Annotated in this window: 15 protein-coding genes; 7 read left to right on the top strand and 8 right to left on the bottom strand. The window is 70.7% G+C overall.

Going from position 1 to position 14,980, the window contains the following annotated elements:
* Positions 1-36 precede the first annotated feature (36 nt).
* Genes J5X86_RS15300 through J5X86_RS15290 form a run of 3 tightly spaced genes read right to left on the bottom strand, consistent with a single transcriptional unit; the run spans position 37 to position 2,996 of the window.
* On the bottom strand, positions 37-852 hold the full coding sequence (locus J5X86_RS15300; RefSeq protein WP_078645374.1) for an ATP-binding cassette domain-containing protein: 816 nt from the start codon (positions 850-852) through the stop codon (positions 37-39).
* Positions 849-1,886: an ABC transporter permease gene (locus J5X86_RS15295; RefSeq protein WP_208517341.1), complete on the bottom strand. Its 1,038-nt coding sequence runs from the start codon at positions 1,884-1,886 to the stop codon at positions 849-851. The genes J5X86_RS15300 and J5X86_RS15295 overlap by 4 nt, the downstream gene beginning before the upstream one ends.
* 54 nt (positions 1,887-1,940) lie before the next feature.
* Positions 1,941-2,996, bottom strand: a complete 1,056-nt coding sequence (locus J5X86_RS15290; RefSeq protein ID WP_208517340.1) for a substrate-binding domain-containing protein — start codon at positions 2,994-2,996, stop codon at positions 1,941-1,943.
* Between the two features lie 424 nt (positions 2,997-3,420).
* On the opposite strand from J5X86_RS15290, the gene J5X86_RS15285 reads away from it, so the two are divergent.
* Positions 3,421-3,945: an ATP-binding protein gene (locus J5X86_RS15285; protein WP_208517339.1), complete on the top strand. Its 525-nt coding sequence runs from the start codon at positions 3,421-3,423 to the stop codon at positions 3,943-3,945.
* Between the two features lie 40 nt (positions 3,946-3,985).
* Positions 3,986-4,777, top strand: a complete 792-nt coding sequence (locus J5X86_RS15280) for an IclR family transcriptional regulator (RefSeq protein WP_208517338.1) — start codon at positions 3,986-3,988, stop codon at positions 4,775-4,777.
* Positions 4,778-4,857: 80 nt separating this feature from the next.
* On the opposite strand, the gene J5X86_RS15275 is transcribed toward J5X86_RS15280, so the two are convergent.
* Positions 4,858-5,853, bottom strand: a complete 996-nt coding sequence (locus J5X86_RS15275; RefSeq protein ID WP_208517337.1) for a transketolase family protein — start codon at positions 5,851-5,853, stop codon at positions 4,858-4,860.
* Positions 5,850-6,710, bottom strand: a complete 861-nt coding sequence (locus J5X86_RS15270) for a transketolase (protein WP_208517336.1) — start codon at positions 6,708-6,710, stop codon at positions 5,850-5,852. The genes J5X86_RS15275 and J5X86_RS15270 overlap by 4 nt, the downstream gene beginning before the upstream one ends.
* Positions 6,711-6,899: 189 nt before the next feature.
* Here J5X86_RS15270 and J5X86_RS15265 point away from each other — a divergent pair, with 189 nt between their 5' ends.
* The 4 genes from J5X86_RS15265 (at position 6,900) to J5X86_RS15250 (ending at position 11,071) form a co-directional block, all read left to right on the top strand.
* Entirely contained in the window at positions 6,900-8,003 is a 1,104-nt protein-coding gene (locus J5X86_RS15265) for a zinc-binding dehydrogenase (protein WP_208517334.1), read from the top strand.
* 62 nt (positions 8,004-8,065) lie between these two features.
* Positions 8,066-9,451, top strand: coding sequence for an MFS transporter (locus J5X86_RS15260; protein ID WP_208517333.1), 1,386 nt, complete (start codon positions 8,066-8,068; stop codon positions 9,449-9,451).
* Positions 9,444-10,208, top strand: coding sequence for an SDR family NAD(P)-dependent oxidoreductase (locus J5X86_RS15255; protein ID WP_208517332.1), 765 nt, complete (start codon positions 9,444-9,446; stop codon positions 10,206-10,208). Before J5X86_RS15260 ends, J5X86_RS15255 begins: the two co-directional genes overlap by 8 nt.
* Before the next feature lie 23 nt (positions 10,209-10,231).
* Positions 10,232-11,071, top strand: coding sequence for an SDR family oxidoreductase (locus tag J5X86_RS15250; protein ID WP_208517331.1), 840 nt, complete (start codon positions 10,232-10,234; stop codon positions 11,069-11,071).
* 93 nt (positions 11,072-11,164) lie between these two features.
* Here J5X86_RS15250 and J5X86_RS15245 read toward each other — a convergent pair whose 3' ends face one another.
* From J5X86_RS15245 to J5X86_RS15235, 3 genes are all read right to left on the bottom strand, one after another.
* Positions 11,165-12,184: a zinc-dependent alcohol dehydrogenase family protein gene (locus tag J5X86_RS15245; protein ID WP_208517330.1), complete on the bottom strand. Its 1,020-nt coding sequence runs from the start codon at positions 12,182-12,184 to the stop codon at positions 11,165-11,167.
* A gap of 44 nt (positions 12,185-12,228) precedes the next feature.
* Positions 12,229-13,233, bottom strand: a complete 1,005-nt coding sequence (locus J5X86_RS15240) for a zinc-binding dehydrogenase (RefSeq protein WP_308124560.1) — start codon at positions 13,231-13,233, stop codon at positions 12,229-12,231.
* A gap of 62 nt (positions 13,234-13,295) precedes the next feature.
* The gene (locus J5X86_RS15235) at positions 13,296-14,012 is read right to left on the bottom strand and encodes an SDR family NAD(P)-dependent oxidoreductase (protein ID WP_208517328.1); all 717 of its coding nucleotides are present in this window, start codon (positions 14,010-14,012) and stop codon (positions 13,296-13,298) included.
* A gap of 103 nt (positions 14,013-14,115) precedes the next feature.
* Here J5X86_RS15235 and J5X86_RS15230 point away from each other — a divergent pair, with 103 nt between their 5' ends.
* Positions 14,116-14,904, top strand: a complete 789-nt coding sequence (locus tag J5X86_RS15230; RefSeq protein WP_308124559.1) for a GntR family transcriptional regulator — start codon at positions 14,116-14,118, stop codon at positions 14,902-14,904.
* Positions 14,905-14,980 lie beyond the last annotated feature (76 nt).

Raw genomic sequence — 14,980 nt, 5'->3', positions numbered from 1 at the left:
GCTCCCGATACGTAAGGGTGTGGTCGCTGTGCGCGGTCATGGGTTGCCCGCGGGGGATCTGCCGTCGAGCTCCGCCGGGTCCAGCGCTCCGGTCATCAGCGCGACGGCGTCGGGCATCGAGATGTCGGAGGTGCGCACCAGGGCGACACGCCGGCCCAGCCGCTGGACATGGATGCGGTCGGCGACGTCGAAGACATGGGGCATGTCGTGGCTGATCAGGATCACCGGCACACCCCGGTCGCGGATTTCGCGGATGAGGTCGAGCACCCGCTGCGACTCCCGCACTCCGAGCGCCGCCGTCGGCTCGTCCATGATGATCACCCGGCTGCCGAAGCAGGCGGCGCGTGCGACCGCGACGCCCTGGCGCTGCCCGCCGGAGAGCGTTTCCACCGGCTGGGAGAAATTCTGGATGGTCAGCAGCCCGAGGGAGGTGAGCAGTTTCCGGGTCTCCTCCCGCATCCCCTTCTTGTCCAGCAGGCGGAAGACGCTGCCGAGCGGGCCGGACCTGCGGCGCTCACGGCCCAGGAAGAGGTTGGCGGGGATGTCCCGGGAGGGAGCTACGGCCAGATTCTGGTAGACGGTCTCCAGTCCATGGTCCCGCGCGTCCAGCGGGTTGCGGAACCGCACCCGTTCCCCGAAGAGGCGGATCTCCCCGGCGTCGGGGACCTCCGCCCCGGAGAGGCACTTGATGAGCGTCGACTTGCCGGCGCCGTTGTCGCCGATGACCGCGAGGACCTCGCCGGCGCGCAGCTCGACATCGGCCCCGCCGAGGGCGGTGACGTGTCCGTAGCGCTTGACCAGGCCGCGCGCCTCCAGGGCGAGCACATCGGTGCTGGTGTTCCCGGGCTTCATGCCGCCACCTTCCGGATCCACTGGTCGGCGGCGACGGCCACGATCACCAGGACACCGACGGTGAAGACCTGCCACAGGGCGTCCACTCCGGACAGGGCGAGCCCACTGCTGAACACGCCCACGATGAGGGACCCGAGGAGGGTGCCGAGGACGTGGCCACGGCCGCCGAAGAGGCTGGTGCCGCCGATGACGACGGCGGTGATGGACTGGAGGTTGAGGTTCTCGCCGGCCTGCGGGCTGACCGAGCCGATCCGTCCGATGAGGAACCACGCGGCGAGACCGCAGATCACCCCGGCCACGACATACACGCTGAGCAGCACCCGGCCGGTGCGGATCCCGCTGAGACGGGCCCCTTCGCGGTTGTCTCCCACCGCGTGCAGATGGGCGCCCCACGCGGTGCCCCGCAGCAGATAGGCCACGGCGGCGAAAGCGCCGATCATCAGCAGCGAGCTGTAGGTCACGTCGGTGCCCAGGACGTCGATGGAGCGGCCCGGCCAGCTCAGCAGGGGCGGCACGTCCTGAGCCCGGATCGTCTCGCTCCGCGAGTAGAAGAGGGTGAGGGCCGAGAAGACGCTGAGGGTGCCGAGCGTGGCGATGAACGGCGGAATGCGGAACCGGGTGACCAGCACACCGTTGAGTCCGCCGCAGACACCGCCGATGACGACGCCGAGCAACAGGGCCAGCGGCACGGGCAGACCGTGGTCCACCGCCGCCTTGCCCATCACCACGGAGGCGAGCACGGTGATGGCGCCCACCGACAGATCGATGCCCGCGGTCAGCACGATCAGCGTCTGTGCGATGCCGACCATGCCGATGATCTGCACCTGCTGGACGATCAGCGAGATGTTGAGCGGATCGCTGAACCGGGACCCCACCCACACGCTGAAGAACAGCGAAGCGAGGAGGAGGACGACGAGCGGGCCGAGCAGCGGCTTGGTGTGCAGGGCCGCCTGTCCGCGGGCGAGCGGTCCGCGCTGCTCCGGCCGCGTGGTGGGTGGGTCTGCGGCGTGTTGGGGGACGGTGTCATGGGCCACGGTCAACTCCTGGAATCGGTGCGGAAGGGTGGGTGTGTCGGATGGCTGCCGGGACTAGCCCCAGCAGTGGCGCAGGCCCCAGTCCGACTTCTTCGATTCCAGACCGGATACGGGGGTGTCCGTGATGAGGGAGACTCCGGTGTTGGTGAAGCCCTGTCCGGAGGAGGCGGAGGGCTTGTCGCCGTCCTTGGCGTGCGCGGCCGCGGCGGCGACGCCCTCGGCGGCCATCTTCACGGGGAACTGCATCGACGTCGCACCGATGGCGCCGGAGGCCACGTTCTTGACGCCGGGACAGCCGCCGTCGATGGACACGATGGTGATGTCCTTCTGCTTGCCGGCCGACTTGATCGCCTGGTAAGCACCGGCGGCGGCGGGTTCGTTGATGGTGTAGACGAGGTTGATGGACCCGTTCTTCTGCAGCAGCTTCTCCATGGCGTCGCGTCCGCCCTCCTCGTTCGCGCCGGTCACCTCACGACCGACGATCCGGGAGTCGCGCTCGTCGCCGATCCGCTTCGGATCGCGGACATCGATTCCAAAGCCCTCCAGGAAGCCCTGGTTACGCAGGATGTCCACCTTGACCTGCTCCGAGCTGAGGTCCAGCAGGGCGATCCGCGGCCGTTGGCCCGCCATCCGCCCCTTGGCCCACTTGCCGATCATCCGGCCGGCGAGCCGGTTGTCGGTGGCGAAGGTGGCGTCAACGGCGGACGCCGGCTCCGTCGGCGAGTCCAGGGCGATGACCATGACGCCGGCCTTCCGGGCCCGGTCGATGGCGGGGATGATCGCGCCGGAGTCGGCCGGGGTGATCAGAATGCCCTTCGCGCCCGCGGCCACAAGGTTCTCGATGGCCTTGACCTGGGAGTCGTTGTCGGCCTGGCCCTTGCCGGCGAAGGTCCTCAGTTCCACGCCGAGTTCGCGGGCCTTCTTCTGAGCGCCTTCGCGCATCTTCACATAGAACGGATTGTCGTCGGTCTTGGTGACGAGCCCGACGATCGGCTTGTCGTCGCCCTGGCCGCCGATGCCGTTCCCGCATGAGGTGAGCAGCAGGGTGAGACCGATTCCCGCGGACGAGACCGCGAGCGCTCTGTGGCGCAGCTTGACCCGATGTGCCATGAGATTGCCTTTTCTCGATGTGCGGGGGGTGGCTGGGGGGAGTTCGCCGCCCGCCGGGTGCCGGTTCGCGCTCCAGCGGGGGACTGCCGGTGCCGACGCGTTCATCTGTCGGCTGCGCCCTGATCGGGCTGAGGTTCGCCCTGATTCGGGCTGAGGGAGGGCCGGTTCGACGTGTTCAGCGGCTCGATCCACAACGTCGCAGAGGTTTCGAGACCTGTCAATGCATCTCGAAGAAATTTCTACGACACATGATCGACATGACCCGCACCCCTTGATTTCGGGGAAGTACCAGGGAAGTGGAAATTTCTTCGAATGATCTTGACTGTGGCAGAAATCACTGCGACTCTAGGAGGTGAAGCCCCTCCATGACGGGATGGGCCACGAACCCTTCCGGACCACAAGGAGTCCGGAAAGGAGTACGGAAATGACAGTGAACCCAGCCGGGGCGGTCGCCACCATGCCCCCCTCGCTCCCCAACGACCCACAGCCGCGTCGACGGACGGGCTCACCCGATATCCATCCCACCCCGCAGGAGCTGGCCCTGCGGCTGGCCACCGATCCGGCCGCCGTGGGTCGGGCCCGCCGCGCCACCACCGGCGCGCTGCGCGGCTGGGGGGTGCCCGACACCACCGCCGACGACATCGTCCTCATGGTGGACGAGCTGGTGACCAATGCGATCGAGCACGCCACCGGCCCCGTGTGGCTGCGGCTGCGGCTGCGCCGCGGATGCTGCGTGATCTGCAAGGTCGGGGACGGCTGCCAGGAGGCGCCCCGGCTGCGCCACAGCGACCCCGACGCCGAGAACGGCCGCGGGCTGTTCCTCGTCGCCGCGCTCGCCGATGCCTTCGGCGCCCGCGTCACCACGACCGGAAAGGTCATCTGGTTCCGGCGCCGCGTGCGCGACGACCGGATCCCGGCACCCCGCACCACCTCCCCCATTGATTACTGACCAGTAGACCGTTTGTCCGCTGAGTGATATCTTTGCCCGCGTGGCGCATGATGGTGGTCTGGCTCTCGTCCGCAAGTCCGTTGAGGTCCTCGATCTGCTCGCGGCGCGAGGAGAGGCGACGGCCGCCCAACTCGCCGAGGAGCTGGGCGAGCCCCGTAGCTCGGTCTACCGGCTGCTGTCGAGCCTCCAGCACCTCGACATGGTGGAGGGTGGCAGCCGGCGCGGCACCTTCCGTCTGGGCTTCCATCTGCTCAGCCTCGGCACCGCCGTGGTGGAGCGGTTCGACGAGCGGCGCTTCGCGCAGCCGGTGATGGAGCGGCTCCACGACGAGACCGGCGAGACGGTGTATCTGTGCGTCCGGCGCGGCCGTGAGGCGGTGTGCATCGAGCGGCTGGACGGCCGGCGGGTCCAGTCCCTCGCCCTGAAGCTCGGCGGTGCGCTGCCGCTGCACGCCGGGGCGGCCTCGCGTGTCCTGCTGGCCTTCCAGGACCGCTCCACCTGGCCGGACTACCTCGAACAGGGGCCCTTGGAGCAGTTCACCCCGTCCACCCCGGTCACGGCGGACGCGCTGGTGCCGGTGCTGGAGGAGACCCTCGACGCCGGAATCTCGGTCAGCGACCAGGACGTCACCATCGGCGTGGCCGCGCTCGGCGTGCCGATCCTGGACTACCGGGGGCAGGTGCGTGCCGCGCTGTCCATCAGCGGGGTACGGGAGGCGATCCTCGGCGCGGACACGGCCGGTCTGCGTGAGCGGTTGGTCGAGGCCGGCCAGGAGGTTTCGCGGGCGCTGGGCTGGAAGGCGGTGGCCGGAGCCGTCGCCGACTTCGGCTGACCCGGCAATGCCGCATGCCCGCCCCGGCGTTTGCGGCGGGGCGGGCAGGTGACGTGCGGGCGACCGGTCCCCTTGCAGGGTCAACTGCCCCCGGCGAGCAGCAGATCACGGGCCTCGGCCTCGACTCCGGCGGCGTCCAGCCGGTAGTGCCGGTACAGATGCGTGGGCGGGCCGATGAGGCTGTACTGGTCCCGGATCCCGTGGCGGTGCAGCCGGACCGGCACGCCGTGCTCGCTGATCAGCTCGGCCACGGCGCCGCCGAGGCCGCCGAGCACATTGTGTTCCTCCACCGTCATCAGCAGCCGGGAACCTCGCGCGGCCTTGAGCACCGCCGCCTCGTCCAGCGGTTTGACGGTGTGCATGTCGAGCACCCCGACGCTGTACCCGTCCGCGGTGAGCGCCGCCGCGGCCTCCAGGGCGGGGTGGACCATGGAGCCGGTGGCGATGAGCGTGAGGTCGCTTCCGGTGCCGTGCTCGACCGCTTTTCCGATCTCCAGGGTGGTGCCGGCCGGGTAGACGTCCGGGTCCCGGCCACGGCCGATACGGAAGTAGACCGGTCCCGGGTGGTCCACCGAGGCGCGCAGCGCCGCGGCCAGGGCCGCGGTGTCGGCCGGTGCGATCACGGTGAGCCCGGCGATGCTCCGGGTGATGGCGAGGTCCTCGGTCGCGTGGTGGGAGGTCCCGTAGAAGCCCAGGGTGATGCCCGCGTGGTGGCCGATCAGCCGGACGGGCTGGCGGGTGTAGGCGACGTCGGTGCGGATCTGTTCGCAGGCCAGCAGCGCCATGAAGGACGCGAAGGTGGCGACGTAGGGCCGCAGGCCGGTGGTGGCCAGGCCCGCCGCGGTGGACACCATGTGCTGCTCGGAGATCCCGAACTGGAGGTACTTGTCCGGGTGTCGGTCCTGGAAGCGCACCAGTCCGTTGGAGTACTTCAGGTCGGCGGTGCCGACGACGACGGGATGGCCCTCGTCGGCGAGGTCGGCGAGGGTGTCGCCGAGGGCCTGAAGGCCCGGAGCCTGTTCCAGCAGGCTCAGCAGATGCCAGGATTCCGGCTGCAGACCGGGCGCGACGCTCACCGTGTCCCCCGCAGTTCGGCCAGGGCGTTGGCCTCGTCCTGCTCGGCCAGCCAGCCGAGATGCCATCCGAACTCGGACTCCATGTAGGAGATCCCCTTTCCCTTGACGGTGTTGGCGACGACCACGGCCGGACGGTCGCGGCCGGTGTCCTCGGCGAGCGAGCGCAGCAGGGTCAGCAGGGCCGGGACGTCGTGTCCGTCGACCTCGTGCGCCTGCCATCCGAACGCCTGCCACTTGTCCAGCAGTGGTTCGATCCCGGTCACGCCGTCGATGCGGCCGTCGAGTGAGTGGTCGTTGCGGTCGACGATGGCGACCAGCCGTCCCAGCCGGTGGTGTGCGGCGCCCAGGGCCGCTTCCCAGACCTGTCCCTCGTGCAGCTCTCCGTCGCCGAGCAGGACGAACGTGGTGTACGGGCGCCGCTGGAGGCGGCCGCCCAGCGCCATGCCGGTCCCGGCGGACAGGGCGTGGCCGAGCGACCCGGAGCTGAAGTCGATCCCGGGGATGCGGGTCATGTCCGGGTGGTCGCCGAAGGCGTTCCCCAGGCGGGTGTACTCGTCGAGTTCGGCCGCGTCGAAGAAGTCCCAGTCGGCCAGCAGCGGATACAGCGTGGCCGCCGCGTGGCCCTTGCCGAAGAGGAAGCGGTCGCGGTCGGGCCAGTCCGGTTCGCCGCGACGCAGCCGCATCACCCCGTAGTAGAGGGTGGCCAGGATCTCGGCGCAGGAGAATCCGGACGCGTAGTGGCCGGTCTTGGCGATCGAGATCAGCCGCACGGTTTCCAGGCGGGCGAACAGGGCCCGTTCCTCGATGTGCTTGATCAGTTCGCTGTCCGCCGGCTCGGCCGGCGTCTGTGCAGTCATTCGGTGTCTCTCCCAGTCGGTGAGCCCAGTCGGTGAGCCCGATCGGTGGCACGGCCGGGTCTGGTCCGCGTCACCATCGACATCGGAAGTTACCACTCACTGGACACGTCGTCCATGCCATGAGAATGTCTCGGTGGTCGCCGTCACACCACCACCGAGGTGGGCTTTCGCCAGAGCCAAGGAGATGCGATGACCCTCCCCGACCACTCCGCGCCCGTGACCGAGAAGGAGTCGCGGGCCCCGGCCATCCACCAGCGTCAGATCCGTGTCACCGCGCCCCGGCGGGTCGCCCTCGTCGAGCGGGACCTCACCGGTCCCCCGCCACCCGGCGAGGTCCGTGTCCGGGTCCGCGAAGTCGGCGTGTGCGGCAGCGACCTGAAGATGTGGTCGGGCGAGCACGCCGTGCTCAAACCCCCGTTGGTCCTCGGGCACGAGGCGTGGGGAACCGTCGAAGAACACGCCGTGGCCTCCGACGCCACCGGCGCCGCACCGCTCGTCCCCGGCACCCCCGTGGTCATCGTTCCCCCGGCCGGCTGCGGCACCTGCCACAACTGCGCGCGAGGGCGTGAGCAGCTGTGTGCGCGGATGCGGTTCGTCGGCGGCCAGATCGACGGCGCCATGGCCCGGTTCCTGACCGTCCCGCCACGCCATCTCCTGCGGATCGACCCCCGGGTGCCCGAGGAACTGCGGGTCCTGATCGAACCGCTGACGGTGGCCGTGCACGCGGTCGGCCGGGCCCGCGTCGACGCCGGTGATCAGGTCCTGGTGATCGGTGCGGGGCCCATCGGCGTCTTCTGCTCGCTCGTGCTCGCCGCCCGGGGCGTCGGCCATGTGGTGGTGACCGACCGGGACCCGCTGCGGCTGGACCTCGCCCACCGGCTCGGGGTGCCGCACCACGTGCGGACGACGGCCGCCCAGCCACTTCTCGCGACCGGGGACCACATCCGTTCCGAGGGGGCGGACGTGGTGTTCGACTGCGTCGGTGCGCAGGCCACCACCACGCAGGCGCTGACGGCGACCTGCCGTGGCGGCCGAACCGTCCTGGTGGGCATCAGCCCCGCCGAACTGACCATCGGCGGAGTGGTGCTCCAGCGCGGCGAACGCGAGCTCATCGGCGTCCAGATGTACCAGCGCGAGGACTTCACCCACGCGATGGGCCTGCTGGCCGAAGGGCTCGTCCCGGCCCTCGACGGTCTCAAGCGCTCCCGGCCGCTCGGCCGGGCCGGGGAGCTCCTCGACGAGCTCGCCCGGCGGCCGAGCCCGGTCCTGAAGGAAACCCTGCTCCCGGACTGAGACACACCGGGCCGCGGGACACCCGCTCCTCCCCTCCTCTCCCCGCCCCGAAGGATCCGGCCATGAATTTTCCCTCCGTCATCACACGGCCCTCCCGTCCCCCCGCCGGCACACCCAACATCCGCACCGTGGCCTGGGCGACCATGATCGGAACGGCCATCGAGTGGTACGACTTCTTCACCTACGGCATCGCCGCGGCCCTGGTCTTCAACACGCTCTTCTTCCCCGCCGACACCTCGCCCCTGGTGGGAACGCTCCTCGCGTTCAGCACCTACGCCGTGGGGTTCGCCGCCCGGCCCATCGGCGGCGTCGTCTTCGCACACTTCGGGGACAAGATCGGCCGCAAGTCCATGCTGGTGCTCTCGCTGCTGCTCATGGGCGGCAGCACCTTCTGTATCGGGCTGCTTCCCGGCTACTCCACCTGGGGTGCCGCCGCGCCCCTGCTCCTGGTGGCCCTGCGGGTCGTCCAGGGATTCGGAGTGGGCGGCGAATGGGGCGCGGCGGCCCTGATGGCGGTCGAGCACGCACCGCCCAACCGCCGTGGCTTCTACGGCAGCTGGCCGCAGATGGGGGTTCCCGCCGGAATGCTCATCGCCAACCTGGCCTTCTTCGCCCTGTCGGGCAACATGAGCGACCACGACTTCCAGGACTGGGGCTGGCGCGTTCCCTTCCTCGGCTCCGCGGTGCTCATCGTGCTCGGGCTCGTCATCCGGCTCCGGGTGAGCGAGTCCCCGGTGTTCCGCGCGATGGAGAAGGAGGGCCGGATCGAGCGACGGCCGGTGATCGCCGTGCTCCGCACCCAGCCCGGGAACGTCCTGCGCGCCGCGGGCATCAGGTTCGCCGAGAACAGCACCTTCTACATCCACACCACCTTCGTGCTCACCTACGGCACGACGGTGCTCACGCTGGAACGCGACGACCTGCTCATCGGGGTGGTCATCACGGCCGCCCTGGGGCTGATCAGCCTGCCCCTGTGGGGACGGCTGTCGGACCGGGTCGGACGCCGGCCCGTCGTGCTCTTCGGTTCCGTCCTGCTCGCCGCCCTGTCCTGGCCCTTCTTCTGGGCACTCGACAGCGAGTCGCTGCCGATCATCTATCTCGTCACGATCCTGTGCGTCAACGTCGGCAACCACGCGGTGTACGCACCGCAATCCGCCTACTTCGCCGAGCTGTTCGAGCCCGAGGTCCGCTACAGCGGCGCCTCGATCGGCTCACAGGCGGCCAGTGTCCTCGCCGGCGGCCTGTCCCCGCTGATCGCCACCGCCCTGCTGGAGGCGGGCGACGGCTACCACCTCATCGCCCTCTATATGACGGCGATGGCGCTGATCACCGTGTGCACGGCGCTGATCAGCCCCGACCCCTACCGCGAGTCCCTGAAGCGATCCTCCACACCGGGCGTCCACGACGCCCGGCCCACCGAATCCACCACGGAGAAGTCCCATGGCTGACCCCACCGTTCTCATCACCGGCGCCGCACAGGGGATCGGGGCCGCCACGGCCCGGGTCCTTGCCGAGCGCGGCTGGCGTGTCGTCGTCGCCGACCTCAAGAGCGACGCCGCCCAGGACCAGGTCGCGGCCCTCGACGCGGCGTCCCCCGTGGCAGGGGGGCACCTGGCCGTCGCCGTCGACGTCACCGACGAAACCAGTGTCACCGCCATGTTCGAGGACATCACGACGCGGGCCGGTGGGCTCGACGCGCTGGTCAACGGCGCGGGGGTGATCTTCCGGCAGGCGGCCCAGGAGTTCGACAGCCGGCAGTGGGCCCATCAGCTCGCGGTCCATCTCACCGGCGCGATGCACTGCGCGCGCGGAGCCTACCCGCTGCTGGCCCGCAGCCGCCGGGCCAGTGTGGTCAACATCGGTTCCGTCGGGTCGACCTTCGGGCTCCCCGGCCGGCTCGGCTACGCCACCGCAAAGAGCGGAGTGCTGGGCCTCACCCGGACCCTGGCGGCCGAGTGGGGCCCGGCCGGCATCCGGGTCAACACGGTGGCACCGGGATATGTGGCCACCGAGATGGTGCGCAGTGGCCTGGAGTCGGGAGCGCTCGACCGGGAGATGCTGGTGCGGCGCACCCCGATGCGGCGGCTGGCCGAGCCCGCCGAGATCGCCACCTCCATCGCCTTCCTCCTCTCCCCCGACGCCTCTTTCGTGCACGGTGCCACCCTCCGCGTCGACGGGGGCATCACGATCGACGGCACCTTCTGACCGCCCGCGGCCGAGGACACCCCATGAACAGCCACCCTTCCGGCCGGCCCGGAGACATGAGCGGGCGCACCGCCGTGGTCAGCGGAGCGAGCAGCGGAATCGGGCTCGCGATCGTACGGCGCTTCCTCGAGGCGGGCGCGACCGTTCACGGACTGGCCCGGCGTGGCCATCTGATCGAGGAACAGGCTCGGGACGCCGCGCCCGTGGCGGACCGTCTGCACCACCACGGTGTGGACGTCGGTGACCCCGAGGCGGTACGGGACTGGGCGCAGCAGATGTCCGGCCCGGTGGACACCCTGGTGTGTGCCGCCGGAACCAACATCCCCGAGCGGCGCCTGGCCGAGCTGACTCCCCCGGCCTGGGACTCCATGCTCGCCACCAATCTGAGCGGGACGTTCTACCTGCTGCACGCCCTGCTCCCCCGGCTCCGCGAGGCCCACGGCGACGTGGTCATCCTGTCGAGCGTGGCCGGGGCATGGCCCGATCACACCGGCCCGGCCTATCAGGCCGCCAAGGCCGGGCTCCTGGGCCTCGCCCGGGGAGCCGGCCGGGACGAGTACGGCAACGGCATACGGGTGTGCACCATCCTGCCGGGCATCGTGAACACCCCGATCCTCGACGACCGGCCCGAACCCCCGCCGCGGGAACTTCGCGACCTGTTCGTCCAGCCACAGGACATCGCCGAGGCGTGCCTGGCGGCCATCACCCTCCCCCAGCGGGCCTGTGTCGCCGAAATGACCATCGTGGCCACCGCATTGCAGTCCATGGGCAACACCCAGACGGCCACTCCGACGCCGCCACGAGCGGCGCCGGGTGAACGCCACTCGGCGGTGCGGCCCGGCACATCCTCCGGCACGTCCTGACCCACCTGTCCAGGGCGCCCCTCCGGGACGCGGCCGACCTCGCCCGCCGAGGTCGGCCGCGTTCTGTAGGGGCCAATGCGCATACGTCCCGGGTCAGGGGTGGATGACCGCCTTGATGCAGCCGCGGTCGTCCCGGACGGCGTCGAGGGCGGCGCCGTAGGAGTCCAGCCCGAACCGATGGGTGATCATGCCGTCGGTGCGCACCCGGCCCGTGCGCAGGACCCGCAGCGCGCGATCGAAGCTGAACGCCTGGGTGAAGGATCCGCGGACGGTCAGCTCCCGGCTGAAGATCTCGTGCGGGGAGAGTTCGATACGTTCGCGCTCCCCGGCCATGCCGTAGAGGAAGACGGTCCCGCCATCGCGGGTGAGCGGCAGGCACTGCTCGATCACGGCGAGGGCGCCGGTCGCGTCCACAACGGTGTCGAAGCCGTCGGGTGCCAGTGTGCGCAGCGCGACGCGGGAGGCCGAGGCGTCGTGGCGGTCCATGACCACCGTCTCGTCGGCGCCGAAGTCCCGTGCCAGTTTCAGCTTGGCCTCGGTCGGCGCCGCGACGGTCACCCGCCCCGCGCCACTGGCGGCCAGCAACTGCGCGAGCAGCAGCCCGGTGGTGCCGGCGCCGAAGACGAGGACATCGCTGCCGGGTTGCGGGGCGAGCACGTCCATGCCGTGCACGGCACACGCGACGGGCTCGGCGAAGGCCACGACGTCCAGGGGGATGTCATCGGCGGGGTGGCAGTGGGACGCGGGCACCACGATCATTTCGGCGAAGCCGCCCGGCCGTGTGACACCGTGGTCGCGCAGCCGGGTGCAGAAGGCCGGTCTGGCGCGGCGGCAGTTGGCGCACGTACCGCATGAGACACGGTTGTTGAGGGCGACGCGCTGTCCGACGGCGAGAGTCGTCACCCCTTCCCCCATCGACTCCACCTCGCCCACCACCTCGTGTCCGGGGGTGAGCGGATAACGGGGGGAGAACTCACCGCGGTGGAGATGGGCATCCGTGCCGCAGACCCCCGCGGACAGGACGCGCAGACGTACCTCGGCCGGGCCCGGCTCGGGATCCGGCAGGTCGGTGTAGCGGAACGCATACGGTCGGTCGTAGACGATGGCTTTCACGCCGTCTCCTCGGTTCTGACGGTTTCGGTGCGTCGGCGGGCCGGTCAGCCGACCGTCACCAGCACCTTCATCTGGTCCGGGCCACCGGCGGCCCGGAACGCCTCGTCCGCTCGCTCCAGGGGGAAGGTGGCGGTGACGAACTCGTCAGCCGGTACGACGCCGGTCTCGAGCAGCGACATCGCGGCGCGCACGTCCTCCCCGACGTACATGAGGGAGCCCCGCACGGTGATCTCGCGGTCCTGGACGAGGTCCAGCGGGACACTCGACGGGCCCTGGGGCACGCCGACGACCATGACGGTGCCGCCCTTCTCGACGGACTGGACGGCCTGGGTGATCGAGGCGGACACGGATACGCAGTCGAACACCACGTCCGCGCCGCCGCCGAGCCGCTCCCTGACCAGGTCCGGCAGACCGGGGGTGCCGGACGCGAGCGCCGCGTCCGCTCCCAGCCGCACCGCCCGGTCCCGCTTCGCCGCCACCGGGTCGGTGACGATCACGGTCCGCGCGCCCGCCGCGCGCGCGGCCAGGGCGGTGAGCAGCCCGATCGGCCCGGCGCCGAGGACCAGCACGCCCCCGCCGACGAGGTCCCCGGCCTGGCGCACCGCGTGGACGGGAGTGGCCAGCGGTTCGACGAGCACGGCCTGGACATCGGTGAGCCGATCGGGCACCCGGTGCAGCCGGTCGGCGGAAACGGTGAAGCTGTCCGCCATCGCCCCGGCCGTCTGACAGCCGACCACGCGCAGTCCCCCGCAGATGTTGTAGCGGCCGGAGCGGCAGTGGCGGCAGGTCCCGCACACCAGATTGGGCTCGAGCAGCACCCGGTCCCCCTCGGCCACGGAGGTGACGCCGGGGCCGATGCCGGCGACCACGCCGACGGCCTCGTGTCCCGGGTGGTACGGCCGGGAGATGAAGGGGTGTTCGCCGCGGCGGGCGTGTACGTCCGAGCCGCAGATGCCGGTCAGCAGGGTGCGTACCCGCGCCTCGCCGGCCGCGGGCCGCGCACGTGCCACCTCCTCCACGATGACCTCACCGTCCGCGGTCACGGTCACCCGCCGGTCCATCGTTCCCCGTTCCCCTGCGCCGCCCGGTGTCCTCGATGTGCTCGATGTGCTCATCGGAGTGCGAAGCCCCCGTCCATCAGCAGTTCCGTGCCCACGCAGTAGGCGGCCTCGTCACCGAGCAGCCAGGCGATGGCCGCGGCGATCTCCTCGGGTTCCGCGAACCGTCCGGCGACGGTGCCCTCCTTCCAGCGCGTGTGCAGGTGCTGCTTGAGGTCGTTGAGCGCGGTGGCGACATAGCCGGGCGCGACGCTGTTGACCCGCACGCCGCGCGGGCCCCATTCGACGGCCAGCGAACGCGTCAGCGCGCTCACCGCGGCCTTGGAGGCGTTGTACGCGGACTGCTTCTGCGGGTGGTTGACGATATGAGTGCCGGACATCGAGGAGACCGTGACGATCCGGCCCCCTGCCCCGTCGAGCATCCGCCGGGCGGCCGCGGCGCAGCTGAGGAACGTCCCCCTCAGATTGACGCCGAGCACCCGGTCGAACTCGGCGGCGCTCATCCGCTCCGCGGGTACGTCGTCCTCGACCACCCCGGCGGCCGCGACGAGACCGTCGATCCGGCCGCCCTCGGTGAGAACGGTGGCGATCGCGGCCGCCACACTGTCCTCGTCGGTGACATCGCAGCGGATGGATCGCCCGACGGGCGATTCGGTGAGATCGAGGGCGTACACCTCGGCGCCCAGACCGGCCAGGTGCGCGCAGGTGGCCCGTCCGATGCCTCCGGCGGCTCCGGTGACCGCTATCCGGGCACCCTGATACCAGGACATGATGTCTCCTCGCGTGGACTCCGGCAGCGATAAGACGTCCTGTACGTACAGGATGTCAAGAGGACGGGCTGTTGTCTTCCTGCCTAGCGCTACGCTTGGCGTCGTGGAACCCGGACGGATTGACCGCAGCGCCGCACTGCCCTTCTACGCGCAGCTCAAGGAGTTGCTGCTGCCGCAGCTCGGCAGCGTCTGGAAGGTGGGTGAGCGCCTGCCCGGTGAGGTGAGCCTGTGCGAGCAGTACGGCGTCTCCCGGACCGTCGTGCGCCAGGCCCTCGACGAACTGGAGGGCGAGGGCCGCATCGTGCGGCGCAAGGGGCAGGGCACGTTCGTGGCCGCCCGCAAGGTCGACGAGTCGCTCTTCCAGTCGATGACGGGCCTGTACGAGGATGTGGCCGCCCGCGGTTCCGTGCTGGTCAGCACGGTGCGCCGGCTGGAGTTCGCCCCCGCGACGGCGGACGCCGCCCGCGAGCTGGAGGTCGAGGAGGGCTCGCCGCTGCTCCATCTGGAGCGACTGCGCTACGTCAACGACGAGCCGTGGGCGCTGACCAGCACCTGGCTGCCGCACCAGGTGGCGCCCGGACTGCTCGACGAAGACCTGACGCGCCAGTCGCTCTACGCCCTCCTGGAGGACAAGTACGGCGTCAGCCTGGACCATGGCAGGCGTCTGGTGGAGGCGGTGCCCGCCGCCCCGTCGGTGGCCGAGGCGCTCGGCGTGGACGCCCACGATCCGGTGCTGCTCCTGCGCAGCACCGCCTGGGACCAGGAGGGCAGGCCGGTGGAGTACTTCACGGCTTACCACCGCGCGGACCGCAGCCGTTTCCAGGTGCATGTCCGCAGGCGGCGCCGGGCCGGAGCGCCACCGTCGATGCTGGTGAGCGACAGCTCCCGGTGACCGGCCCGCGGCGTGGCCGGCTTCGGCCGCGCCTGACTCCCGCCCTCTGATCTTCACCGAACTCCCACCTCGGCGG

Source organism: Streptomyces sp. NEAU-YJ-81 (assembly GCF_017592595.1).
Classification (GTDB): domain Bacteria; phylum Actinomycetota; class Actinomycetes; order Streptomycetales; family Streptomycetaceae; genus Streptomyces; species Streptomyces hygroscopicus_B.
The sequence above is the reverse complement of the archived record's forward strand: the minus strand, read 5'-3'. Positions and strand labels throughout refer to the sequence as shown.